Origin of the sequence: Xanthomarina sp. GH4-25 (assembly GCF_045363175.1) — a bacterium.
Lineage (GTDB): Bacteria > Bacteroidota > Bacteroidia > Flavobacteriales > Flavobacteriaceae > Xanthomarina.
The window spans coordinates 167,463-193,697 of record NZ_JBJFLO010000002.1; the positions used below are offsets into that span (position 1 = coordinate 167,463).

General features: G+C 34.5%; 21 protein-coding genes. 13 read left to right on the forward strand and 8 right to left on the reverse strand.

Annotated features, from left to right (window positions below; translation table 11 throughout):
- The first annotated feature begins 86 nt into the window (after nt 1-86).
- From ACI5KZ_RS03440 to ACI5KZ_RS03450, 3 genes are all read left to right on the forward strand, one after another.
- Nucleotides 87-581 carry a nuclear transport factor 2 family protein gene (locus ACI5KZ_RS03440; protein ID WP_109310008.1) on the forward strand — a complete coding sequence of 165 codons (495 nt, stop codon included), beginning with the start codon at nt 87-89 and terminating at the stop codon, nt 579-581.
- 40 nt (nt 582-621) lie between these two features.
- The gene (locus ACI5KZ_RS03445) at nt 622-2,007 is read left to right on the forward strand and encodes an FAD-binding oxidoreductase (protein ID WP_406846893.1); all 1,386 of its coding nucleotides are present in this window, start codon (nt 622-624) and stop codon (nt 2,005-2,007) included.
- Between the two features lie 79 nt (nt 2,008-2,086).
- Nucleotides 2,087-2,536 (forward strand): KTSC domain-containing protein, encoded by a 450-nt coding sequence (locus ACI5KZ_RS03450; RefSeq protein WP_406846894.1) that lies wholly within the window; start codon nt 2,087-2,089, stop codon nt 2,534-2,536.
- 93 nt (nt 2,537-2,629) lie between these two features.
- Here ACI5KZ_RS03450 and ACI5KZ_RS03455 read toward each other — a convergent pair whose 3' ends face one another.
- The 3 genes from ACI5KZ_RS03455 to thiE form a co-directional block, all read right to left on the reverse strand.
- Nucleotides 2,630-3,373: an acyl-CoA desaturase gene (locus tag ACI5KZ_RS03455; protein WP_109310011.1), complete on the reverse strand. Its 744-nt coding sequence runs from the start codon at nt 3,371-3,373 to the stop codon at nt 2,630-2,632.
- Nucleotides 3,374-3,440: 67 nt separating this feature from the next.
- Nucleotides 3,441-4,010 carry a Crp/Fnr family transcriptional regulator gene (locus tag ACI5KZ_RS03460; protein ID WP_109310012.1) on the reverse strand — a complete coding sequence of 190 codons (570 nt, stop codon included), beginning with the start codon at nt 4,008-4,010 and terminating at the stop codon, nt 3,441-3,443.
- A gap of 12 nt (nt 4,011-4,022) precedes the next feature.
- Nucleotides 4,023-4,670 (reverse strand): thiamine phosphate synthase, encoded by a 648-nt coding sequence (gene thiE, locus ACI5KZ_RS03465; RefSeq protein ID WP_109310013.1) that lies wholly within the window; start codon nt 4,668-4,670, stop codon nt 4,023-4,025.
- 230 nt (nt 4,671-4,900) lie between these two features.
- On the opposite strand from thiE, the gene ACI5KZ_RS03470 reads away from it, so the two are divergent.
- From ACI5KZ_RS03470 to ACI5KZ_RS03485, 4 genes are all read left to right on the forward strand, one after another.
- Nucleotides 4,901-5,278 carry a cupin domain-containing protein gene (locus ACI5KZ_RS03470; protein ID WP_109310014.1) on the forward strand — a complete coding sequence of 126 codons (378 nt, stop codon included), beginning with the start codon at nt 4,901-4,903 and terminating at the stop codon, nt 5,276-5,278.
- A 366-nt stretch (nt 5,279-5,644) separates the two neighbouring features.
- Nucleotides 5,645-6,421, forward strand: coding sequence for a DUF6090 family protein (locus tag ACI5KZ_RS03475; RefSeq protein WP_406846895.1), 777 nt, complete (start codon nt 5,645-5,647; stop codon nt 6,419-6,421).
- An 85-nt stretch (nt 6,422-6,506) separates the two neighbouring features.
- A complete protein-coding gene (locus ACI5KZ_RS03480; RefSeq protein WP_406846896.1) occupies nt 6,507-7,022 on the forward strand; it encodes a VOC family protein in 516 nt (171 codons plus the stop codon).
- Between the two features lie 231 nt (nt 7,023-7,253).
- On the forward strand, nt 7,254-8,309 hold the full coding sequence (locus tag ACI5KZ_RS03485; protein ID WP_406846897.1) for a serine hydrolase domain-containing protein: 1,056 nt from the start codon (nt 7,254-7,256) through the stop codon (nt 8,307-8,309).
- 284 nt (nt 8,310-8,593) lie between these two features.
- On the opposite strand, the gene ACI5KZ_RS03490 is transcribed toward ACI5KZ_RS03485, so the two are convergent.
- Nucleotides 8,594-9,445, reverse strand: a complete 852-nt coding sequence (locus ACI5KZ_RS03490; protein WP_406846898.1) for a hypothetical protein — start codon at nt 9,443-9,445, stop codon at nt 8,594-8,596.
- A 216-nt stretch (nt 9,446-9,661) separates the two neighbouring features.
- Here ACI5KZ_RS03490 and ACI5KZ_RS03495 point away from each other — a divergent pair, with 216 nt between their 5' ends.
- Nucleotides 9,662-10,288 (forward strand): MarC family NAAT transporter, encoded by a 627-nt coding sequence (locus ACI5KZ_RS03495; protein WP_406846899.1) that lies wholly within the window; start codon nt 9,662-9,664, stop codon nt 10,286-10,288.
- 153 nt (nt 10,289-10,441) lie between these two features.
- Here ACI5KZ_RS03495 and ACI5KZ_RS03500 read toward each other — a convergent pair whose 3' ends face one another.
- The 3 genes from ACI5KZ_RS03500 to ACI5KZ_RS03510 all read right to left on the reverse strand — a co-directional run bounded on the left by ACI5KZ_RS03500 (nt 10,442) and on the right by ACI5KZ_RS03510 (nt 18,804).
- Complete coding sequence (locus ACI5KZ_RS03500) at nt 10,442-12,724, reverse strand: BamA/TamA family outer membrane protein (RefSeq protein WP_406846900.1); 2,283 nt, start codon at nt 12,722-12,724, stop codon at nt 10,442-10,444.
- 23 nt (nt 12,725-12,747) lie between these two features.
- The gene (locus ACI5KZ_RS03505; RefSeq protein ID WP_406846901.1) at nt 12,748-17,862 is read right to left on the reverse strand and encodes a translocation/assembly module TamB domain-containing protein; all 5,115 of its coding nucleotides are present in this window, start codon (nt 17,860-17,862) and stop codon (nt 12,748-12,750) included.
- Between the two features lie 198 nt (nt 17,863-18,060).
- Complete coding sequence (locus tag ACI5KZ_RS03510; RefSeq protein ID WP_406846902.1) at nt 18,061-18,804, reverse strand: arylesterase; 744 nt, start codon at nt 18,802-18,804, stop codon at nt 18,061-18,063.
- A 27-nt stretch (nt 18,805-18,831) separates the two neighbouring features.
- On the opposite strand from ACI5KZ_RS03510, the gene ACI5KZ_RS03515 reads away from it, so the two are divergent.
- The 3 genes from ACI5KZ_RS03515 (at nt 18,832) to ACI5KZ_RS03525 (ending at nt 23,028) form a co-directional block, all read left to right on the forward strand.
- Nucleotides 18,832-19,521, forward strand: coding sequence for an ABC transporter ATP-binding protein (locus ACI5KZ_RS03515; RefSeq protein WP_109310019.1), 690 nt, complete (start codon nt 18,832-18,834; stop codon nt 19,519-19,521).
- A gap of 47 nt (nt 19,522-19,568) precedes the next feature.
- Nucleotides 19,569-22,064, forward strand: a complete 2,496-nt coding sequence (locus ACI5KZ_RS03520; protein WP_406847040.1) for an ABC transporter permease — start codon at nt 19,569-19,571, stop codon at nt 22,062-22,064.
- 229 nt (nt 22,065-22,293) lie between these two features.
- On the forward strand, nt 22,294-23,028 hold the full coding sequence (locus ACI5KZ_RS03525) for a tetratricopeptide repeat protein (RefSeq protein ID WP_406846903.1): 735 nt from the start codon (nt 22,294-22,296) through the stop codon (nt 23,026-23,028).
- 232 nt (nt 23,029-23,260) lie between these two features.
- On the opposite strand, the gene ACI5KZ_RS03530 is transcribed toward ACI5KZ_RS03525, so the two are convergent.
- Nucleotides 23,261-24,349, reverse strand: coding sequence for a serine hydrolase domain-containing protein (locus tag ACI5KZ_RS03530; RefSeq protein ID WP_406846904.1), 1,089 nt, complete (start codon nt 24,347-24,349; stop codon nt 23,261-23,263).
- A 230-nt stretch (nt 24,350-24,579) separates the two neighbouring features.
- On the opposite strand from ACI5KZ_RS03530, the gene ACI5KZ_RS03535 reads away from it, so the two are divergent.
- Together ACI5KZ_RS03535 and ACI5KZ_RS03540 are read left to right on the forward strand one after the other, a co-directional pair.
- Nucleotides 24,580-25,527, forward strand: a complete 948-nt coding sequence (locus tag ACI5KZ_RS03535; RefSeq protein WP_406846905.1) for a sensor histidine kinase — start codon at nt 24,580-24,582, stop codon at nt 25,525-25,527.
- The gene (locus ACI5KZ_RS03540; protein WP_406846906.1) at nt 25,527-26,225 is read left to right on the forward strand and encodes a LytR/AlgR family response regulator transcription factor; all 699 of its coding nucleotides are present in this window, start codon (nt 25,527-25,529) and stop codon (nt 26,223-26,225) included. Before ACI5KZ_RS03535 ends, ACI5KZ_RS03540 begins: the two co-directional genes overlap by 1 nt.
- The last annotated feature ends 10 nt before the right edge of the window (nt 26,226-26,235 follow it).

Below are 26,235 nucleotides of genomic sequence, written 5' to 3' on the forward strand. Positions count from 1 at the left end.
TAAAATTCCTTTTAATTGGTCTAAATGTAGAATGATGAAAAAATCTTCTATGCTACTTTTGATGAAAACCAAATAAACATCAAATTATGAAGACATCATTAATAGGGATTTTGATTTTTGGATTATTTATCTCTGTGAACAAAATACAAGCCCAAACGGCCGAGGTAAAAGTAGATTTAATACAAAATGAGTTTCCAGAAGCAAAACAGGAAGTCATGGAAACCTTTGGAGGTATTGCACAAAGCATTCTCGATGGAGATATGGATAAATTAATTTCTTATCATGCTTATAGTTCAAAATTTACAGAATTTAAAAATGGTGCTCCAAGAAATGGTAGTGAGGCTAATGAAGCTCACGAACGGAATGTATTTGGCGCAGTAACCGAAGTGGTGAAATTTGAAGCAAAAGATTTAAAAATTGCTGTTTATGGCGATGTTGCAAATCTCACTTTTCACTCAGATTTTGAATTAAAATTTGGAGACGACCTCGTAATTGTAAACGACCAAATAACTCTATTATTCGTGAAAACGGACGATGGGTGGAAATTAGTACATGAGCATCATTCTCCATTAGCCAAATAAGAGACTTAATATAAACCAGCTATAATTAAAAACATGTAACATGAAAAATTCAGTAAAAAAAATCGCTCCCAAGATCTTAGAAGCTTTTGATTCGCAATTACAGGGCAACCTAATATTACCAGATCATACAGCATATCACAGCACAAGGAGCGTGTTTAATGGAATGATAGACAAACATCCTGGAGCTATTGCCATGTGTGAAACAGTAACTGATGTTCAAACATCGGTAAACTTTGGTAGAGATCATAATGTGCTAATAGCAATAAGAGGTGGAGGTCATAATGGTGGTGGATTGGGAATATGCAATGACGGGTTAGTAATCGATTTGTCGGGGATCAAGTTTGTGGATGTAAATACCTCCAACCAAACTGTAAAAGTTGGTGGTGGAAATATCTGGAACGAAGTCGATCAAGCAACACATGAACTTGGTCTTGCTATCCCTTCAGGGATGATTTCCAGTACCGGAGTTGGTGGTTTAACACTTGGTGGTGGTGTTGGTTATTTAACACGAAAATATGGGCTAACTATCGACAACCTTTTAGAAGCAGAGATGGTCTTGGCTGACGGTCGTTTTGTGACTGTAAACAAAGACGTATATACCGATTTGTTCTGGGCCATTCGTGGTGGTGGTGGCAACTATGGTGTAGTTACCTCTTTTACATTTCAAGCACATCCGGTTAAAATAATTAAAGGTGGTCCAACCTTATGGCCTATAGAACGCGTAGAAGAAATCATGGCGTGGTATGACACCTTTATTCAAGAAGGTTCTGAAGATTTAAATGGATTTATAGCAACCATGGTTATACCAGAATCGCCTTTCCCAGAGTTTTTACATAATAAAAAATTCTGTGCAATAGTGTGGTGCTATGTAGGAGATCCGAATGCTTTTGATGATTTGTTTCAACCTGTACTAGACCTCAATCCTGTTTTTGCACATGTTGATGACATGCCGTATCCGGCGTTACAAAGTATGTTCGATGGTATGTTTCCTTCAGGCATGCAATGGTATTGGAGAGCCGACTTCTTTAACAACTTAACACCACAGATTTCAGCACAACATTTAAAGTACGGTTCAGCCATTCCAACTGTATTATCTCAAATGCATTTATATCCTATCTCTGGAGCAGCTAGTAGAGTAGGTGCCGAAGACACACCATGGGCTTATAGAGATGCTAAATATGCTGGGGTGTATGTTGGTGTGGATCCAAATCCTGATAATGCCACACTAATTACTAATTGGTGCAAAGATTACTTTAATGCCTTACATCCGTATTCGGCTGGTGGTGCTTATTCTAATTTTATGATGGATGAAGGTCAGGAACGGGTTCAGGCAAGTTATAAACATAATTACGATAGATTGGTTAAAATTAAAGGCATTTATGATCCTGAAAACCTATTTCGTGTCAACCAGAATATCAAGCCTTGAGGTAGTTATTAAATATTAGAAAATTATAGTTGTACATCTCGTATTTACACGTACTTTTGCGCCCTCAAATAAAATTGGTATGAAGCGCATAAATGAATACAAGAAACTCTATGGTATTGAAAACGACCTCGACTTAAAGACATTAAAAAAGAGGTATCGTGATCTGGTTAAAGAATGGCATCCAGACAAGTTTCAAAATGGGGACGCCTTACAGGAAGAGGCTGAGTTGAACAGCCGTAAGATTATTGATGGGTATCATTTTTTAGTAAGTATTGCCCCAGAAACCATTGCTTCTAATTTAGAGAATTATACCGAGACCATTACCAATTCGGGTATTGCAGACTATATTCATAAAGGGTTGTTGCTAGAAATTACTTTTCAGGATGGAACCACATACGAATATTTTGGGGTTACTAAGCCAGTGTATATTAAAATGATAAACAGCGATAAACTCAACCGATTTGCAAAACGTAATATCTATCCTAATTACATCTATAGAAAGTCTAAACGTACACTTGAAGAAGCTTAGTTAGTTATTTAAAACCATCATAAAAACAGGGGTATCATAAGGTTTTCTTTATGATACTTTTTTATGCGTTAGTTTTAATGTAGGATCGTACAACTAGCTATTTTTAACAGGTATGGCTTTTAGCTGGATGATACCCAAAGTATCCATCGCTTTTATAATTAAATAGGTGATGTCTATCTCGTACCATTTCACTCCAAAATTGGCACTACTGGCATGTTTGTGGTGGTTGTTATGGTAGCCTTCACCCATCATAAGAAAATCGAAACGGAAGAGGTTTTTGCTGGTGTTTTTCATCTTAAAATTCACATAGCCATAGATATGTCCAAACCAGTTGATAATCACCCCATGAATAGGCGCCATTAAAACAGCAATAGGTAATAACAACCATTGCCAAGGAGCCGTTACAAAAAACGCAAAGAACAAAACATACCCAGTAATCCAAAGAAGTCTGGAAATACGGGAACTGGCAAAGGTGTCAAAGCTTTTCCATTGTGGGACGTTTTTAGTGAAACGCGCATCCACAGGAACACGTTGTTGATTGATATCCTGATAAATGGTTTTGGTTTTCCACATCATTGCTAATAAATTGGCATCGTACTTTGGGGAATGTGGGTCTTTTTCGGTATCGGTATAGGCATGGTGCATGCGATGCATGATGCCATAACCATAGGCACTTAAATAACTAGAGCCTTGAAACACCCAGGTTAATACAAAGGTGATACGCTCCATGGTGTTAGACATGGTAAATACTTGATGTGCTGCATAACGATGCAAAAAGAATGACTGAAAGAACAAGCCTCCATACCATAGTACCAAAACAAAAATAACGATAGTCATACCTTTTTTTTGCAAAGATAATCTGAAGAATGGGAGCAAACAATGAACCTAAATCAATAAAACACGGTTACAAACGCTTCCGAATCCTGCTTAAAGCCTGTGCTGTAACTCCAATATAAGAGCTGATGTATTTGAGTGGAATGACTTTTAAAAGTTCTGGACGTTCTTTAAATAATTTTAAATATCGTTCTTCGGCTGTTAAGTTTAATAGGTTTTGTTCGCGTTTGGACTTTATTAAAAAGAGGCGTTCGGCAGTAAGCCTGCCAATTAAATTGCCTATTTGTGTTTGTTTGTAGACTTCTTGCAAATCGTTATAACTAATACTTAAAATGGTGGTATTGGTGAGTGCTTGCAGCTCGTAAGCAGAAGGTGTTTGGGTTAAAAAGGAATCGTAAGCAGAGATAAACTGGTCTTTGAAACTAAAGCCAAAGGTGATTTCTTTATCTGGGTTTTCTTTAGGAATATAGACACGTACGACACCAGTTTCAATAAAGGAGATATGGTTCTCTATGTCGTTTAGTTTTAAAAAGACCTCTTTCTTTTTAATAACTCGACGTTGTAATTTTGATGTAAAAAAGTGCCAGTCTGTTTGAGAGATGGACGCTATTTGGTCTAAGTATGCTTTTATTTGTTGCAAGTCTTGAGTGCTTTATTGTTTAAAAGTATGGCGTTGTTCTTGGGTTACGGAAGCATTTAGTAACAGGTTGAAAGTTTTAATGGTATTAAAGTCTTTGGTAATAGCACTAGAAACAGCCAGCCCAGAAATGCCAGTATTTAAAATGGCTACCACATCTTCTGTGGTGATGCCTCCAACACCAATAATTGGAGTTTGCGTATTTAAGGCTTCTATAATGGTTGTATATCCATTTAATCCTAAAACAGGTGGTAAAGCGTCTTTGGTGGATGTGAATCTAAAGGGACCTAAACTGATATAATCGACTTCTTTTGTAAGTAGTGTTTCGGCATCTTGTAAAGTGTTGGCAGTACCGCCAATAATCTGCCAAGAGTATAGATATTTTCTTGCTATGCTAGGGCAGGTGTCTGCTGGGCCTAAGTGGACACCATCTGCTTTTACCTCTATGGCTATTTTATAATGGTCGTTGATTATTAGTCTGGTTTGAAAATGAGAAGTGATGTCTCTAGCTTCTTTAGCGAGCTTTAAAAGTTTCTTTTCTGAGACTTTCTTATAGCGTAGCTGCACCAATTCGGCACCCGAAGTACAGGCTTTTTGGATGTTATCTAGAAGCTCTTTTGGAGAGTTTCCTTGAGAGATATAATGTAGTTTAGGGATAATCATGTTTTGACGCTTGTGTGAGGCGCAAAAATACGATTATTAAATAACTATATAGGTTTTTGATTATATCCTGAAAAGAGCTATTTAGGACAAGACAGAAATCTGAAATATAATTTTTGGATTACGTTCATTTCACTCGAAGTGACTTTTGTTTTCGGTTTCAATTTACTAACTTACGTGTTAGAAACGTTGTACACATTTTGACTCATTGAGAAACCATTAAAACAATAGATATGAAAATTAACAAAAAAAGTATTCCAATAGCAATGGAAGGACCTGAAACTGTAATGCGAACTCAAGATAACTTTGGCGGAATGACAATCTGTTTTAACGAATTGCCAAAAGGAACGGATTTTACACCTTTACTGAACGGGCTGAATAATGACAGTTGCCACTGTCCTCATTGGGGCTATGTTTTGAGTGGCAAACTCCTTGTAAAATATGACGACGGAAAAGAAGAAATTCTTTCTGAAGGTGACGTTTATTATCTTCCAAACGGACACACAGCAATTGTACAAGAAGATATAAAATTGATTGAGTTTAGTCCTTCTAAAGAATTTAGTGAAGTAATGACACACGTTGGAAAAAAAATGGCTGAATTAGGCGGATAATAAGGCCAGCTAACAACATCCGAATAAATTAATTAGTTGGTAAAAGCTTTCTTTCGAAAATTGTTTAGGCTAGTTTGTCCTCGTTTGAAGTGGAGTTTACGGGTGTTTACTTCTCGATACGATTTGTTCATGCCTTATAAATCACTCGAAGTGACGTTTGTGTTCGGTTTGAATTTGCTAACTTAGAAGCAGGAATACGCCACGAATGATTTAGAAGATGGTTGTGTATAGAAATGACCAACCATTGACCCATGATAACATTCTTTAGATTATCGACAATTAGTTTTGAAGAACAAAACCAAATGTCCAGTGGATATTTGATTGAGATAGTTGCTTACGAGCTTAACCAATACAAATTTAAAAACCATGATTAAGTTTTTTAGGACAATTAGACAAAAGATGTTACATGAAAATAAGTTCAGCAAATATTTACTTTATGCTATTGGTGAGATTGTACTTGTGGTGATTGGGATTTTGATTGCTTTGCAGATTAATAATTGGAATGAAAACAATAAACTACAAAAACAAGAAAAACAGATTTATGTTGAACTAAAAAGCGACTTGATTCAGACTAAGAAGGATATTGAAAACACGGCTATTCAACATAAGAAAGCAGCCAAATTAACCCAACAACTTATATTTGATATACAGCGTAAAGTAGCGTATTCTGATACTGTTTATCGTGAATTTGTTAGCTCTAATTGGGACAGACAAATTATACCTAAAACAAGTGCTTTTGAGAATTTAAAAAACGTTGGTTTAAATATTTTATCTAACGATAGCCTTCGAATGGATTTAACAAACCTGTATCAATTAGAATTAAAGCGTTTTGATGATGAATTGGGATTAAGTAGCTCTAATGATAACATAAAAAAACTATTATACCCTTATATAGAAAAATACCTTTACGCAGATATTGAGGAGACAAAATCCTGGGGATTTAAGCATACGGACAGCATTGTAGTTCCAAATTTAATAATAAAAGATTACGATGTTTTTCTGATAGATAATAGTCTAATAAAAGCATTGCAACTTACTTTATATAATAGAAATAGGAAAGTAGATTTAGAAACAGAAACAATTATAAAGATTGATGAAACTATTAAACGAATAGATAAAGAGTTTGACAAATTGAATAAATAATGCAAGTAGAGCAATATGGTACTACTACATAACTAATTTCTTACCCATGTTTAAATTATATATTATACCTTTAATATTAGTGAGCTTGATAGTTATAAGCTGCAATAACACAAAAAACGAAACATATAATCTTGCTGAAATTAAAAATTTGCAAAAAGAAAACGACAGCTTGAAAAACATGTTGCTACCAAATAATGTTCCTATGAAAAATCAAATTAACACATTCCTTACTTTTCAAGATAATAACGCAGAAAATGCCATGAATTTTTATGTGGAATTATTCGACAATTCCAAGATTATCGAAGTCGTACGTTGGGGGAAAGAAGGCCCCGTTGAAGAAGGGAAAATAATGCATGCCACATTCAGTTTAAATGGGAGCTTGTTTATGTGTAGCGACAGTCCGCCTATTCACAATTGGAACTTTAGCCCAGCCGTTTCGAATTATATTGACTGTGAAAATGAAAGCGAGCTTGAAAGGCTGTTTTCAAAGTTATCTGAAAACGGTAATGTAACAATGCCATTGAACAACTATGGTTTCAGCCAAAAATTTGGCTGGGTAATTGACCAATTCGGTGTATCCTGGCAATTGAACTTACAATAAAAAAAACCGTCAATAATATTAGTTTGTACTCGAAAAAACCTTCGAGTTATCTTTTGGTCCATTTTTTTACTAACTTAGATGTTTAGTTACGCAACTGCCCTTATAGTAGCTACTTAGCCTTTATTAATGCAATCAATAAGATTCCTGTTTAGGGACATAGCATATGATAAAGTTTAATAATAAACACGATTTAAGCTTACGGAAAAAATACAACTGTAAAGATCAAGACCAATGAAAAAAATGACAACCGTTCTTTTCGCATTTTTTTTTATAACAACACTAAATGCACAGACCTTTCCAAGGGAAGATTGGACCTACAATACAAATTATGAAACCAATGGTTGGGATGTTTCTAAGTTAAAAAACTATAAACAATTTCTAATTGACAGTACACAAATAACAGGTCTTGTTATAGTCCATCAAGGAGAAATAGTGTTTCGATATGGAGACATTAAAGAAAACTCTTATATCGCTTCTTGTCGCAAAAGCATTTTAGCCATGCTTTATGGTAAGTATGTGGAAAATGGACAAATCAAATTAAACAAAACCTTAAAGGAACTGCAAATTGATGATATAACTGAACTGTCTGAACTTGAAAAATCTACCACAATAAACAATATTATTTCGGCAAGATCTGGAGTTTTTTTAAGAGGGTCTAATCTTGGTGATGATAGAAAATACGCTCCCGAAAGAAACTCTAAAAAGCCTGGAACTTATTGGCTATATAATAACTGGGACTTTAACGTAGCTGGATTTATATTTGAAAAAGAAACAGGATACAATATTTATGATGAAGTAGAAAAACAATTAGCCATCCCTTTACATATGCAAGATTGGGATAGAAGTTTACAACGGAAACGTGGAGACTTAACCATTTCTAAATATCCTGCTTATCATATGTGGTTTTCTACAAGAGACATGGCAAGGGTAGGGTTGCTCATGCTTAAAAAGGGCAAATGGCAAGAGAAACAGTTGCTTTCTGAAAAATGGGTAGCTGAAATGACATCTCAAATCACGACTTCGGCTGAAGTGGAAAACAATACTTTAAAAAGTACGGATGTTGACTTTGGCTATGGCTACATGTGGTGGCTTTGGGAAAACATAACGGACAACAAGTTTAAAGGAGCCTATTCTGCATTTGGGGTATATGGACAGAGCATAACCATCTATCCAGAAATTGATGTTGTTGTAGCATATAAAACGAAGGGAATTTATGGGAGGTCCAACGACTTCGGAACTCAGATAAAGATTCTTAAAAAAGCTGTTAATAATTTTAAAAATCAATAATTACTTCTCACATCATTAATGACTAGAATGAAATTGTTGTTTTTTGAGAGGTATTTGTGTTTATGGACGTTATAAGGAGTGGTTTAAATAAAACGGCTGTAACATCCAGTTATCTTCTCTGTCTTAAGAAAACAAAAACCTAATCAAGCAATGAAATACGGCTCTTGGTATATATTGCAAAAAGTTGAAGATCCTCAAAATTATAACCTATTAAAAAAAAGTAGTGATAAAGAAAAGCGCCAAAATTTGGCGCTAATAAGTGATTCCTATATTGATAGGAAGGATTAGTTTTTTTCGAATGTTAAATAATCGGTTCCACCATTTCCACCACTAATATCAATTAATTCAATTTTGGTTGCACTTTGAGAGATAAAGTCCCAATCATCATTGAGGTCTTGAAAATCGTTGGTTAGGTTAAAATTGATATTAAAATCTAAATCATCTAAATCGTCATTACTATTGCTATTGGTAATACTCCAAGTACCATTGTAGTTGTTTATGCCATTTTCAGCATGTAGTACACCCGAACTATTAAAGGTAAAACTGTAACCTGTAAAATGGTTAGTTTCATCAGTGCCAGAATCTATAAAACTACTAATTCTCCAGGTTCCACTAGCAACATGGTCTTGTATTGTGGTTATAAGAGTTGATGAACAGTTAGTGTCTGGAGTGCCTGTTTGAAAGGTTAAATAATCGGTTCCACCATTTCCACCACTGATATCTATTAAAGCTATTGAGGTTGAATTATAGGTAACAATATCCCAATCGTCGTTTAAATCTTCAAATTCATTCGTTAAATTAAAATTGATATTGAAATCTAAATCGTCTGAACTGTCATCGTTACTGTTACTATCTGTAATGCTCCATGTTCCAGAATAGGTGTTATTTTGACTTGTAGCTATTAAAGTGCCATCGGTATTGAATTGAAACCCAAAACACACAAAATGACCGGTTTCATCGTTTCCGGAATCGATAAAACTGGAAATCATCCAGGTGTTTGCTGTTAAGTTGGCTTGAATTACTTCTTGTGTAGTTGTATTACCGGAATTGTCGTCATCTGATGAAGAACAGGAATGTATAAATAAACTTATTCCAAAAATGACTAAGACAATCAGTTTGTTTTTTAGTGTTTTCATAATTACAATTTGTTTATAAATTACAAACGTTAAAGCACACTTATTTATTGCTAAACACAAGATTATTAGCAGAATGTAATTATAGTTGATATAAATTGATTTTTATGTCTATACATATTGCTGTTTTCAAAATAAAACACGCATTAACTTAACACAATCTTTAAAGAGTCTTAATCTTTAGTAGCTTAATTAAAGTGATTTTTGCTATAAAAAACAATGGATGTATTTATCATGATTTTTGGTGCATTACTCTCTGTAATGAACCCTCTTGGGACGATTCCCATATTTGTTAGTTTAACAAAAGAAAATAATAAGAAGGAGCGACATCAGATAGCTTTCTGGACTTCTTTTAATGTATTAATTATTTTACTGATCTCTTTTTTTGCCGGAAAATATATTTTAGTCTTTTTTGGAATTAGTTTAAATTCTTTAAAGGTTGCAGGAGGACTTATTATTGCTTCTTCAGGCTTTGCATTATTAACTGGAAAGTTTAGTAAACATAAAGGTATGAAACAAAAATCTGTAAAAGAAGGTATAAAAAATCGTTCTGAATTTTCATTAACTCCATTAGCCATTCCAATGATTGCAGGTCCTGGTACGATATCTTTATTAATAGCTTATAACCAAAAATATGATAAACTATACGAGGTGTTTTTAACTCTGGGAGCTATCGTGTTGTCTGTAATATGTATTTATCTAGTGTTGAAAAGCTCATTTTTTATAACCAAATCCCTTGGTGCTTCTGGTATTAATGCTTTGTCCCGAATAATAGGGTTTATTGTTATTTCTATAGGTGTTGAGTTTATTATCTCGGCTGTGTTACCTCTGTTTCATAGGGTGTAACCTCCAATAACATATTAGACAACAGAACAATAAACAGTGATAACTCTTTGGTTATTATAGTAATACACATAATCTAATCCACCAGTTTCAGTGAAATATTCAAAGGTTCTAAACTGTAATTCGTGATAATTGCTTAATCGAGATTAAACAAGCTTAAAATGGATAGCCTATGGCAAAATTTAAAATAGGGGAGCCTACATCGAAATTAAAACGTTCTCCTTTGGGTAACGCTGGGTCGTGAAAGGGTGCAGCCAAATCGAAACGAATAACAAAACTTTGAATATCCACACGGAGTCCAATTCCAGCACCCATACCTAATTCGCTTATAAAATCGCTATTAAATTTATCTTTGCCATTATAAATAGGGTTTTCTTTAGAGTTCCAAATGTTTCCAGCATCGGCAAATACAGCGCCTTTTAAAAAGGACACAATGGGAAAACGGTATTCCAGATTAGCTTCTAGCCTAATGTTTCCTGTTTTATCAAAGGCATCATCGTTGTCCACCCCATCCACATCTGGATTATAAGTGCCAGGCCCCAATGACCTAATATTAAAAGCACGTACACTATAAGGGCCACCAGAGTAATACTGTTTAACAAAAGGAACGACATCGGAATTGCCGTAAGCCAATCCATAGCCGCCAAATAGTCTAGCTGCAATGACTTGTTCTTTTCCAAAATTAAAATGATAATGCACATCGACATCTGCTTTGGCATATTGTGCATATTCGAAACCTAGAACTGTTTTTGGTTTCTCAGCTCCCTGGTCTTTACCAAATAGGCTTATGGTATTACCAGCAATATCGAAAGTAAAATTAAAATAGAGTTGATGCTTCTTTTGGATGTTTACCATCTCGTTATAAGTAAACCCATAAGTTAATCCGGCAATAAATTGTTGTTCAAAACTTCGTCTTAAAAAAGGGTCGTTATCTAGAATTTGTTCAAACTCTGGTGTGGTTTTTAAAAGTTCTGTATAACTTAATGAAATGGGATTGATTTCATGGGTTACGTACCTGTTTGCATCCCAAGTATAACCAAATAAGGCTGTTCCAGATAAGAGCGTGTACAAATCTGTTCTGTTTAGGTAATCAATGCTTAAAGAGGTTTTTGTTTTGGGAATAGAGTATTTGAAAAAATCGTCGTTGATTTTAACAGGGAACAAGACTCTTGGAAAAATAAGTTCGTTTTGTAAACCTAATTCTAAACTACTATTACCAGAGTTTTGACTGCCACCTAATTGTTTTTCATAACCTATTTTAGGCGTAATATTATAGGTTTCGCCTCCTCCAAATAAATTTCGATTACTTAATGTTAATGTTAAAGCAGGCCCCGCAAAACTATTGGATTTTGTTACCACTTGGAGCTCGGCTCGAAGGGCTCGTTTATTTAATGGTGATAAGTAAATATTGGCTTCTAGAAGTCCTAAATTATCATCTGCCAGAGTGTCCAATTCCTTATATTGAATGTTTACATATTTATAAGCACCAATGGTAGAGAGACGTCTGGCTGAATTACGCGAGTCTTCAGGATTATAATATTCGCCTTCTTTCAATACGATAAATGGATCTAAGTATTTGGGTTTGAAAAACGTTTCTTTTTGAATGTAGTTTTTCTCGTTAAAACGAGTTGGTTGTATGTCTGCAGAATCTGAAACTTCGTAATTGGGATACACATTAACTTTGAACACTTTATAAGTAATCAAACTTTTTTTAGGGACTTCGTTTTTTAATTTTAAGAATAAGTCGAAGTTTTTATTATCATAACTATTGGTGTCTGCTTCAAAAATTAAAAAGTTATTGTTAAAGTTAAAATAGCCTTTGCTTTTGAGCGCCTTGTCTAGTCGCTGACGTTCTAATTTCATGTGATTCAAATCGAAACGCATTCCGGGTTTAAATGATGATTCTGCCACCAGTTTTTTCATGTTGTCATGAATGCTAACCGGCATAGAATCCATCTGATAACTAGCCATTCTATATGGTTCTGGAACAACTACGGTGTATTTTAAAGCAGCTTTATTTTCTGTTTCTTCAAAAACGGATGATGCCCGACTGTAAAAAAAACCTCTGTTTTCTAATCGGTTTAACAAGATATCTTCTATTTCGTGGGTTTCTACATCCGACTGATACACGGGTTTTTCGCCAAACTGTTTATAGAACCAACGATTGATAAACCCTGGATTTTCTTTCTGGTTTTTATAGTAATAATACAAGCCCAAATGCATGCCTAAAAACTTGGAGTTAGGCTCGGGACGTAATACAGATTCTAGATCCGATTTTAAACCCGATTCGTTTTGAATAAGACTATCAGATTCAATACTAAGCGTAGCACCTGTATACAAACGCTCGTTCTCGGGAATGTGCTTGGTAATACTGCATGCGTAAAAGCTCCCAATTACTAGAAGGATGCTTATATACTTGAATGTTTTGAACTGTTTCAAATGCTACAGATTATATCTTGTGTTTAATTCTTTTTATCTTCAATACTTTTATTAGTGGCAGCTTCCTTTTTCTTTCTTTTTTCCTTAGCCGCTTTCTCTTCAGCTTCTTTCTTTGCTTTTGCTTCTTTTTCCTTTTGGGTTTCCGATTTAAACAAAGCGTCCCAAAGTTCGTTATACTTATTGAATTCCTGTGTAAAAATTAAAGCAATACCACTAACTACGGTTTGTCCATCAATCACATTCTCAAATTCATTTCTACTAAATCCTTTAAGCCTGTATCGTCCACTTTCGGTAAGCAGATATTCAATACTTACGTTACCAATTATAGGAGTTTCTTCGCCTGATGAACTGCTACCTTCAATATCTACTTCGCTACCAACACGTACAATTAAACGGTCGTTAAATAGTTTTTTTTGTGCAGCGATATCTAGTTGGGTGCGCTGTTGTGGCGATGCTCCTTGATAATCTGTAAAACTATTGATGCCGAAATCCAGTTCAAAACCTGATGTTCCTAAAAGCTTATCTGTAAACATATTTAATTGATCGGCAACAGCATCATTGAGATTATCTCGAGCTATGGATGCCACACCACCAGAACTGCCATCACTTCCTGGGTCTGGATAAAAACGATTCAACACTAATAATGAAAATACCTGACGATTTAATTCGTCTTCCTGATTGTTTAATTGTTGAATTCTGCCATATACTTGACCACCAATAGCTCCTTGTTCTTCTTCGGGCATGTCTAAATTGAAGGCAATTTCGGGTTCCATAAGCTGGCCAGAAATATTTAAGAACACATAGTATGGTAATACTTGTCGGAATTTCCCTTTAGTCGCTGGATCACTTCCAGAATATACTGGTGCCATTAATGAAGATGCTGATGCTTCCACTTCGTAAACAGCTTTCACGTCTAGTTTGGCATCAAAAGGATCGCCAGACCAGGTAACACGACTCCCAGGAACCAAATTGAATTTTCGGTTTACTATTTTATATAAATTTAATTCATAATGACCTGATAAAACTTCATATATACCTGATAATTTAACATTACCATTTGGATTCATAGTCATATTAAAATCGCCTTCTCCAGAGACCTTAAAATTATCTCCAGTTTCTTCATCCAGAACAAGTGTTACAGTGGCTTCTTTTCCTATTTTTAAAAGTGCCGAAATATCAAAACCTTTAATGGTGGCTGTCTTTTCGGTGGTTCTGGTTAAAATAGCATCAGGATTCTCTCGATTTACAAACACCACAACACCATCGCGTTCCTCCAGATTTACTGTAGCAGAGGGTAGAACATAGGTCACATCGGTATCCGAACTAATGGTCATGTCCAAATCTATTTTAGGAACTTGTAAATGGCCTGTTATTTTGGCATTTCCATCAAAACTGGCTTGTCCGTATAGAAAATCATTATCTTCTTTGGTGGCATTGAGGATTTGAAAATCGGTTGCTGTTACTTGCAAATCAAAAGTTGGGTTTATCATATTCTCGGTGCCTATTTTACCAGTCATTTCAAAGGTATTCTGGTTCTCGTCTAAAATGGTAAAGTCATTCATGGATAACCCCGAATTATCAACCCTCAAGGTTTCATGTTCTAAAGTAAAAGCCGAATTAAACATGGCGACTTTAAAATCGGCATCATAAAACTCCAAAGTACCACTGTATTTTGGTTGGCTGGTGGTTCCGCTTAATTTAAAGTTACCAGAAAAATAACCATCTGTTTCTGTTATTTGCCCTTGTGAAAAGCCTTTAATGGCATTCATGTGAAACTGGTTGATATCTAGATTTAAATTTAGTTGGGCACCAGACAGACTTGCTATATAATCGCCTTTTAAGTCTAAATCGATTTCACCACCTTTCATTTTAGCATTAAAATCGTAACTATCGTTATTTAAGGATTTGGCATCTACAGTAAGAGTTCCTAAATCGACTTCCATAAATTGTAATTTGGAGATGTCTAAATCGGCAACAATTCCTGTGTTTTCAAAAGGTTCTTCAACTATAAAATTGCCGTTTAAATTCCCAGAAGCAATAGTATCGTCTGGATTGAAATAACTCAAAATTTCACTGAGTTTAAAGTTCTCAAAATCGATGCCTATATGGTCTTTCGATGTATTAGGCAGTTTGTCTGTAATTTCTATGGATTGGCTATTTCTACTAATACGGAAGTCATGAAACACTAGTTTTTTATCGTAAATAAGCACTTCATTAGCTTCTGGGATATCCCAAGGATTTTTATTGATAATTAATTTGTTTGGTAGTACATGAAAACGCAACTCTTCACTATTACCAGTGATGTTACTGAAAATTTGCGCCATGACTTCCTGGTCGTGAAAGGCTGTAAATTCTAAAGATAATTCATTATTTGACTGATTTCCAGAAAGAACTGTTTTTTGAATATGTAAAGGACCAGCAATAATTTCTTTAAAACCTAGATTGAAGTTGAATTTCTCTAAGTCTGTATCCATAGAAAAAGCCAAACTATCCAATTCATAATTGCTGTAATTAATATGTGGTGCTGTAATATTCGCTTTTAGTTTACGCTCAGATTCTTTAAAATCGACTGCCAGAGTGATGGTATCTAAATCTTCTATATTTAATAAAAACACCTCGTTTAAAATAGGAGAGAGGCTTATCTTTCCTCGTAATTTTAAATTAACTGGTTGCGAAAGACTATCTAGAAGAATTTCATCGCGAGAAAAATAGCTTGATACATGGCGCTTTAATGACTTCGTCCAGGTTTCAGGATCTGAATTGGATTCCAGTAATACATCTACCATTTTATTTTTTATAGAAACCGATGTGGTATCTTTTCTAATATGAGCAGAAGCGTTTAATTTACCCAGCAAATAACTTTTATCATCATACACAAAAACCCCTTTGTCTATATCTGTTGTTACATCAAAACTACTGCTATTTCCTTTAAAATTGGCATTGATTTTCATGCCAGTCTTCACATGCCGATCCATAAGACCAAGTGCTTGTAAATCGGCTCCAATTATATCTATTTCTGCCTGAACTTTTGGGGCTATTGAATCTAAAACTACAGTTGCAAAAACAGTTGCATCAAGGTTTCTGTCTTTGTAAATAGAGGAAATCGTTCCAGCTCCATTGGTAATATCTCCCACTAATTTTAAATCTTTTACATCGTAATTGTTGTATGTAAAACTGGATATGATGGCATCAAATTTTGCGTCTAGGTTATTGATGTTATCACCTTTTCCATTGGCAGTTACATGCACATTTAAAGCCCCTATTTCGTCGTTATTAAATAGCTCGTTAAGTTTATAATCTTCAATAGCCAAGTCGGCATGAAACTCCAAAGTTTCCCCATTTTTAAACTGACCCTCAACCATGGCAAGGCCTTGTGAAGTTGTTAAATAAGCTTTTGTTGAAAGATCATGAAGGTTGCCTGTTGCATCACCAACGAGTTTGACATCGTTTGGTAAATTGATTCCTAAGCTATCTTCCTGAATAAACTGGATGATATCCGAACGCTTGGTAATGGCAGAAAAAGCTGGAATATCGAAAGCTAAGGCATCTGGATTGGTAACATTTTGAATGCTTCCGTTTGCGGATACATGGGTGTCACTCCATTGAATAATCATTTTGGCAAGATGGATATCGGACAAATGACCTTGGGCTTTCAAAGTCCCAGTAATCTGATTGCTGCTTAGGGTTTTTAGGTATTCATTTTCCTTTAATTCTGGTTGAATTAAAAATAAATCTTGGAGTGCTATTGTAAATGATGGCAGGTTTAAAGCTACTTTAGACAATTCTGGCATGGTTATTAAATTGGCTAAAGAGGGATAGTCTAACTGCATATTACCTTGCAGAGTATTTTTATTTAATGCAATGTTTAAATCTGATAACAGGAGTCGCTTATCTGAGGCTTGTAATTCGAATTGTAGGCGTTTTAAATCGATTCCTGAAATTTCCTGAAACGATGCTTCTTCTAACTGCAATTCGGCTATTTTATCTTTTAGCAACACAGAATTCGCTTGAAAATTAATGTCCGTTAGCACAATAGCATGGGGGTTGAAAATGCCTTTTTGTCCTTTTTCATTATTCACTAAATAGCTAAATTGGTTGTTTTCTAGAACTATTTCATCAATGGCAAGTTGTATGCTTGGCCATTCAAAAGCTTTAATGTCCTGTTCAATGTCTTTTGAAATGTCTTCCACTTTTTCGGTGACCACATTGTTTTCAGTTTCAGTTTTAAGCTGGATGCTTGAATTTTTTAAGCGAAATTCATCGACTTCAAAAAGCTGATTAGTTAAATCGATAGTGGGCACTTCAGCATAGAATTCCTTGATGTCTAAAGTGGCAGCTATTCTGTCTGCTTTACTTCGATAATCGGCAAATACATTGCTAAGGGTTAGTTCATCTACGGTTAATAGAGGTAATGTAGACGTTTCAGTTTCTGTCGTTGTAGCAACTGGTAATTGATAAAATTTAATATTGCTATCAGATAACGCTAATTCCGAAGTATGAAACGTCATGGTTTCCAAATCGGTTTTATCCATATCTGCCACCAGCTTCCCTATTTTAAAACGACTATCGATGCCTGTCACAACATCGTTATACATCACATCAAAATCTTTAAAATTTAGATGTCCTAAAATAAGATGTAAAGGTGCAGAAGTAGTGTCAACTGCAACTTCTGTGGTTGTTTCACTAGCAAAGGCATCAATAAGAAACTGAAAATTGAAACCTTCTAGAGTATCTTTTCTAGTAATGTTTGCACGTACACCTTCCCAATCTAATCCGTCAACTCCAACACCATTTCCTTGTATTAAAGCCCAAAGAGGCACATTGGCCTCCAAAGATTTTGAATAAATTAGGGTGTCGCCTTTGGTATCTTCTAGGTACAGTCCGTCTAATTGAATATCGCCATCAAAAGTGATAAATAATTTTTCAACGGCAACTTTAGTATGGGTTTTATCAGATAAATAAGTTACAGCCTTAGAAACTATTATATCTTGTCCCCAGGGACTTCTAATAAACAACACGAGCAAAAACAAAAGCAGGAGGACGCCTAAAATAATGCGTCCGATTATTTTTAAGAACCTAAACCGTTTCTTTTTTTTGGGAACAGGTTGTTGTATGTTTTTCTTTTCTGTCTCTTTCAAGCCATTTTTTTTCTGAATTACAAATTTATTATTTTAATAATAGTGAATGTACTTTAAAACAATTATTAATAGCCGAATAACTTAAGAAATACAAATTATATATTCTAAAGGGAATTGAATTAAAAACTCCTTGAAGTAGTGTTTTAGTATGTTGCGATTTTATTATTAGATACCTGTAATACAATATGATATCATGTATTACATCACTAAAGGCTTTAATATTTCCCATACATTATCCGCAACTATTTTATGTCCTGCAACATTAGGGTGAATGCCATCACTTTGGTTCAAGGCAGCCATTCCACCAACATCTTTCAGAATAAAAGGAATAAATTCTAAATTATTTAGAGCTGCAACATCTTTAAAAAGAGCTTTAAATTTTGTGGTGTAATCTTGTCCCATATTGGGTGGTAATTGCATCCCAGCAAGAATTATAGTTGTTTCTGGACTTTTTTCTTTAACTGTATTTATAATGGCTTGTAAATTAGATTGTGTTTCGGTTATGGGCACTCCACGCAAACCATCGTTGGCACCAAGTTCTAATAAAAAGATGGTAGGCTTTTGTTTAATAACCCATCCAATTCTGCTTTTACCACCTGCTGTGGTTTCACCACTCACACCAGAATTTATCACGGTATAATTCAAATTTAATGAATCAATACGTTGTTGTAAAACGCCAGTATAAGCATCGTTGGTATCCTCTAAACCATAACCGGCAGTAATACTATCACCAAAGCATAAAATAGTTTTACTTGCCTGGTTTTTTACCAGTGTGTCTTTGGGTTGCGTTATAGTTTGTTGCGCTTCATTACTGTTTTTTGTGTTGGTGTCGCCACAGGACACCATAAGTAGTACTAAAATAAAATAACAAAACTTTAAGAGTTTAGCGGCTTTTCTAGTTGGTACAGTGAAATGCAATCGATAATTTTGAACTTTGGACATAAGTCTATCTTTTAAATTTAAATTCACATGTCAAAGATATTAAAGATTACTGGGTTAGAGAAAACTTACACCAGTGGTAACAAACAATTAACGGTTTTGCACGATATCTCTTTTGATGTCGAACAAGGACAAACGTTTTCAATTGTTGGACCATCAGGAAGTGGAAAGACAACCTTGCTCGGACTTTGTGCAGGATTAGACCAATCAAATGCTGGTACAGTAGAATTATGCGGACAAGATTTAAGCCTTTTAAACGAAGACCAACGGGCACAGTTACGAAATAAGGAAGTGGGATTTATTTTCCAAAACTTTCAATTGTTACCCACACTTACAGCACTTGAAAATGTGAGTGTGCCTTTAGAGTTACAAGGATCTAAGAATGCTACAGCTAAGAGTATGGAGCTCCTGGAAAAAGTGGGATTAGGAGATAGAGTGCATCATTATCCGTCGCAACTTTCGGGTGGCGAACAACAACGCGTAGCTTTAGCTCGTGCTTTTGCAAATGCGCCTTCTATTTTATTTGCAGATGAACCTACTGGAAATTTAGATGAAGAAACTGGCGAAAAAGTCATTCAGTTATTGTTCGATTTAAACAAAGAAAACGGAACCACCTTAATTATTATTTCGCACGACATGGAATTAGCCAATAGAACACAACAAATTTTAAGGCTTAAAGGTGGAACAATAGTAAGCAACCAAACTACCAGCGTCCTGTGAAAAACAATAATTTAAATCAAAACTTACAAACCACTTGGCTTTTTAAAATGGCTTGGCGAGATGCCAAAGCTAGTAAAGTGCGCTTGTTGTTATTTATGGCATCCATTATTCTGGGTATTGCTGCTGTAGTATCTATTCAATTATTCAGCACCAATTTAAAAGAGAACATCCAGAGTCAGTCTAAAACCATGATGGGAGCCGACTACATCATCGACTCCAGACAAGAACCTACGGAATCTGCACAGGCGATTATTGATTCCTTAAACCCCAATGCTTACGAAATCAATTTTGTATCTATGGTGGCTTTTCCTAAAAACGGAAGCACCAAATTAGTAAAGGTTCGTGGGTTGGAAGGTAGCTTCCCTTTTTATGGAAAAATACAAACGCTTCCTGAAGCTGCTGCAAATAGTTATCAAGCATCCGGAGGCGCTTTAGTGGACGCTGCTTTAATGCTGCAATTTAATGTAAAGCCTGGTGATTCTATAAAAATAGGAGACCTAACACTTCCTATTGTCGGCGCACTAAAATCTATTCCAGGTAGTTCTGCTATGTCAAGTTCCATGGCACCACCTGTTATTATTCCTTACAGTTCTGTTGAAGAGACAAAATTAATCCAATTTGGAAGTCGTAAAGAATACCAATATTTCTACAAAGCCTCTGATACGTTAAATTTAAACCGACTTAAAAACAAACTAGAACCGCTTTTAGAATTTGAAAATGCAGATATTAAAACACATACAGATGCTACTAGACGATTAGGAAGAAGCTTCGAGAATGTTGGTAGATTCCTAAATTTAGCGGCTTTTATCGCCTTACTTCTAGGCTGTATTGGGATTGCCAGTTCTGTGAGTATTTATATTAAAGAGAAATTAAAAGCCATCGCCATTTTAAAATGCATGGGAGCTTCTCGACTTCAAAGTTTTCTAATTTTCCTCATACAAATTGCTGCTATTGGCATAGTTGGTGGTTTAATTGGGTCATTCATAGGTATCGGACTTCAAACCTTATTTCCATACCTCTTAAAAGACTTTTTACCGTTTGCACTAGACATATCTATCTCTGTAAAACCACTATTTATAGGGGTATTTTTAGGGTTGTTCATGTCTGTTTTATTTGCGTTCTTACCCTTGCTTCGCACCTGGTATGTCTCGCCATTAGAGGTGTTGCGGATCGATGAGCAAGCTGTTCAAGAACCTATAAAAGTTCGTTTTATGGTATTTGCAGCTATTTTGGTGTTCTTGTTTTTATTCGCCTTCTGGCTAATTCAAAACCTGCTTTACGCCTTGGCATTTGTTATGGCTACAGTAATAACCTTTATGTTATTAGCTGGGGTTGCTTTGGGCTATATTAAAATGATAAAACGTTTTTTTCCTAAACACTGGAGCTTTACTGCACGCCAAAGTTTACTTAATCTATTCAGACCCAACAACCAAACAGTGGTTTTGGTAGTTGCTATTGGTTTAGGTACATTTTTAATTAGTACCTTATATTTTACTAAAGACATATTATTAACTAAGGTCGAAATTGGGCAGACAACCCAAAATGCAAATATCATTATTTTAGATGTGCAGCCTGAACAGCGATCTAAAGTCGTACAAAGCATCACTGACAAAGGCTTACCACTACTTAATAACATGTCGTTGGTTACCATGCGGATGCATAGTATCAAAGGTCGCTTAGTTAATAACATGCGCCAGGATAGTACAACACAAATACGACGTTGGGTTTTAAACCATGAATTTAGAACTACCTATCGCGATTCACTTGTAGCCTCCGAAGACATAATTAAAGGAACCTGGACACCTAAATTAAATGCCAATGATCCGGTAGTGATTTCTATTTCAGACAATCTAGCATCAGATGCCAATATTACTGTTGGTGATGCCGTGGTTTTTAATATTCAAGGCGTCTTGATGGAAACAACTGTTGGTAGTATTCGAGCTGTTGATTGGTCGCAAATACAACTCAATTTTTCTATTGTATTTCCTAAAGGTGTTCTAGAAGAAGCCCCACAGTTTCATGTGGTAACAACCTCGGTTCCAAACGAGACTAGTGCAGCAGGCTTACAACGTGAGTTGGTTAATAAATTTCCTAATGTGTCTGTTATAGATTTAAGGCAAGTGTTTAGCCTTGTAGAAGATATCTTAGATAAAGTGTCATGGGTTATTAATTTTATGGCTTTTTTCAGCATCCTAACAGGTATTATTGTATTAATTGGCTCTGTAAGAACCAGTAAATATCAGCGTATAAAGGAAAGTGTCTTATTGAGAACGCTTGGTGCTAAAAATAAACATATTTTACAAATCACAGCTTTCGAATATGTGTTTTTAGGGTTATTAGGCAGCCTGGTCGGCATTTTATTGGCATTGGTTAGCAGTTTGTGTTTAGCCGTCTTTGTATTTAAAGAGCCCTTTTCACCTTCCATAATGCCTTTTGTGGTGTTTTTACCAGGAATAACTCTGTTGGTTCTAGCAATTGGTTTAAGTAACATTCAATCCGTTTTAAGAAGTTCTCCCTTGGAGATTTTACGCAGAGAGGGGTAGCATGGTGCTTGTAACATATAATAGGTCGTTTATTAAACCCTTTCAATCCACACAAAACAAGGTGCACCTGTTTCGAGCTACCTTTTAAAATAAGCATACTACATACAATTGTATTTTGTTATAAAATACTATTTTTGTTTACCTAATAAAAAGACGTTCAGCCTAATTCACAAAACAAAATAAAGCTAGTCTCTTACTAGTACATGAATCTCTTTTAAAATAAATACAAATGCAACTCTTGAAAATAGCACCATTCACATATCGCATCCTTTTGTTAAGCGCATCTCTTCTAGTTATGGTATCTTGTAAGGGTGAAGCCTCTAGTACAGCTCAAGATACACCCAAACAAGAAGCTGTTCCACCTCAAGATAAAGCTACGAATGCAGCTAAAGGAATAGCCTATTTTGAATCTGGACTGAAGGCTGCTGAAGAAAACAACATGCCATTGGCTTATAATGAATTTTTAGCAGGAGCTAAAGAAGGGCATATGTTTGCTCAGTACAATGTGGGACTCATGTATGAACAGGGTCTGGGAATAAGTAAAAATGCAAAGGAAGCTGTCTATTGGTATAACCAATCTGCCAAGCAGGGAAATTCGGCTGCACAGTTTAATCTTGGTGTGTGTTATGAAAATGGACTAGGGACTTCGGTTGATTTCGAAAAAGCGAATCTGTGGTATCGTAAGGCTTCCGTTCAAGGTGATGGATTAGCCGTTGGTAATCTAGGAATGCTGTATATCCGTGGTCAAGGTGTGAAAATTAATAAAGTGGCAGGTATCGCGCTTCTTCTGGTATCAGCTACTATAGATACCTCTCCTGAAAACCAGGCAAGAAATAACATATCTACAACTGGTGGTTTAACTGCCGCTATGGTTACCGAAGCACAAGCTCTTTCTAACAAAATGAGTGAATCTAATAACATTTTGGTACCTCTTGATGCCTATTTAAAAACATCAGAGAATTAGAATATCCTTTTCCTTTAAGGAAGTGGAACCAGTTTGAATTAAAAATAAAATAATGTTTACAACGTCGAAGAATAAGATTAGACGATAGCCAAATCATACTGTAGATTCATGAGCATATTTATACAAAACAAAAGAGTTAGGATTTTATGTGTGTGTAGAATGGAAGTAAAACAAAACAGTGAATGTCAATAAGTTCAACATTCACTGCTTAAAATAATTTTATAGAATATAATTAATTGCTACCATGCCATTGAGCCCAATCTTTCAAGCCTCCAAATAAAACATTCCTACCTGAAGAGCCATTGGTTAATATGATAATACCAGATTTTGATTCAAAATCGAGCATAAATCCAGAATGCCAACCTTCATTAGAACCACCATGACCATGCAATGTAAAATCTCCAAAACGATTCATTTCCATATAACCCATTCCGTAATTCCCTTTAGATAATTCTGTTGGTGTTCTTAAAAGTGTAATGCTTTTTTCCGAAAGCACAGGGTTTTTTGAAAATGATGCTTTTGCAAAAAGAATAAGATCATCTATTGTTGTATGCAATCCAGCTGCAGCTTGCGCATTAAAAAGGCGTAAAGGGATTTCATTTCCTTCTTCATCATAAGCTTTTGCTGATTTTTTCAATATTTTTTTATCGATTTTAAAACTAGTATGCTTCATTTTTAAAGGTTTGAAAATGTTTTTCTCCATATAATTAGCAAATGTTTCTCCACTCACTTCTTCGATAATAAGTTGTAATATAGTATAACCGCCACCAGAATATTGCCATTTACTTTCAGGTTCCATAATTAGTGTTACCGCTTCCTCTTCACGGCTAGTTCCTGATAACGATTTAGTAATAGATGTTAATTCATTTTTAGATTCATAACCATTATATCCATGTACAGATAAACCAGCAGTATGTTGCAATAAATTTCTAATGGTTACTTTATTAACATCAAATTTACTGGTTGGCAATTTCCATCTTGTTAAATAAGTTGAAGCAGGAGTGTCTAAATCAATCTTTCCGTCTTCTACCATTTTCATAATTCCCCAAGCTGTGAACATTTTAGAGATGGAACCAATATTAAACCCAGTTTTTGCATCAACTTTTGCACCAAGCGAAACATCCGAAAAGCCATAGCCTTTCTTAATAATCACTTGATCATTTTTAATAATTGCAATTGCCATACCAGGAACATGATGTTCTTTCAATGCAACTGGTATAGAATTATCTAAAGATTTTTGCAACTCCTTTTCGGAAGTCATTTGTGCATTTACGAATAATGTCGATAATGCCATTGTAATAATTGTAATTAAAGTTTTCATATGTATTATGTTTTAAATTTGATGCAAACCTAAAATTGAATCATTGTGTTTTATAACTATTTTGATGAAGCAAGCTTATAGAATGTTATACATCTATTTATGATATTTAAAGTACCTTTATCATCAAATTTTGATCGTTTACATTATGAAAAGAAGCGTTTATAAAATAAAAGCAAAATCATTGAAACCGCTCCATAGATTTGTGTCAAAATCATAAACAATTAGAAAACATGACACAAAAAAAATTATTTAAAACTGCTGCTATTTTATCAGGAATTATCATTGTACTAATGGTGCTATTAAGAAACGCTCAAAGTGAAATTTTTGCCGTACTATCTGGATCATTAGGATTAGTGGTCTTTTACACACTTTTATATTATCTCTTTCAAACTGAAAAGGTGAAATTTGGAGCTTCAAATCCTATCTTAAAATATATATTTTACGGAATTAGTATACCGTTATTAATTTACGGCGTACAAGTAACTACAGGAACAGATGGATTTTTAACAAATGCTATTAGAATTATTTTAGCTATAGAAATATGCTATTTAATATTCTATTGGATATTTAAATATCGAAAAAACATTCAGAAACTTAAAAGTGACAAATTGGAGGCAGAATTAATGCTTTTAAAAAATCAGATAAACCCTCATTTCTTCTTTAATACATTAAACAATTTGTACTCCTTAATTAAAAAAGATGCTGATGCTGCACAAGACTATGTTTTAAAATTATCAGATTTAATGCGATTTACCATTTACGATAGTGGTAAAGAAAGCGTAAAATTAAAAGATGAAATAGATTATTTAATAAACTTCATTGATTTACAAACAGCTAGATATCATAAAAACATTGACATCAATTTTGACAAAAGCATAAACAATCCAGATTCAAGTATAGCGCCTTTACTATTTATCAACTTATTAGAAAACGCCTTTAAACATGGTGTTGAAAAAGCAACCGAAAATGCATTTGTTCATATAAAAATTATTGAAGATAATAGTAAAATAAGTTTTACAGTCAAGAATAATTACGATGCTGAAGAATCATCAGAAAACAGTGGCATTGGTCTAAAAAATTTAAAAGATCGCTTAAATTTATTATATCCAAACAAATACCAATTGTGTGATAATATTGAAGAAAACAGTTATTCAACAACTTTAGAAATATACAAATAATGATAAAATATATAATTGTAGACGATGAGACAGCCTCGCATGATAATATTAAAGATTATGCGAGTAACTTATCTTATTTATCCTACCAAAAAAGTTGTTATAATGCATTTGAAGCCCTTGAATATCTTAATAAACATTCAATTGATCTTATTTTTTTAGACATCAATATGCCTAAACTATCTGGTTTAGAATTTTTAAAAACACTTCCTAATCCTCCAAAGGTTATTATAACGACTGCTTACAAAGAATTTGCTTTAGAAGGTTATGAATTAAATATTGATGATTATTTGTTAAAACCGTTTAGTTTTAGTCGTTTTGTAAAATCTGTAAGTAAAGTTTCCGAAGCATTATCTAATAAATCTACTTTAATTCAAAATAAAGAAGCTTCAGAGGATTCCAAAATTTTTATAAAAGAAGACAAGAAATACTATCAAATTAAACTTGCAGAAATTCTGTTTATTGAGGCGTATGGAAACTATGTAAAAATTAATATGATGGATAGGGTGATTGTTTCACATCAAACACTAACATCTTTTACGCATAACTTACCAGAAAATCAATTTATAAGGGTTCACAAATCCTTTATTGTTTCCATAGATAAAATTGAGTTGATTGAAGGTAATAGAATACATATAAGCAATCACAAAATACCAATTGGTAAAATGTATAAGCTTAATGTAAATCGATTATTAAAATAAAATGATTTAG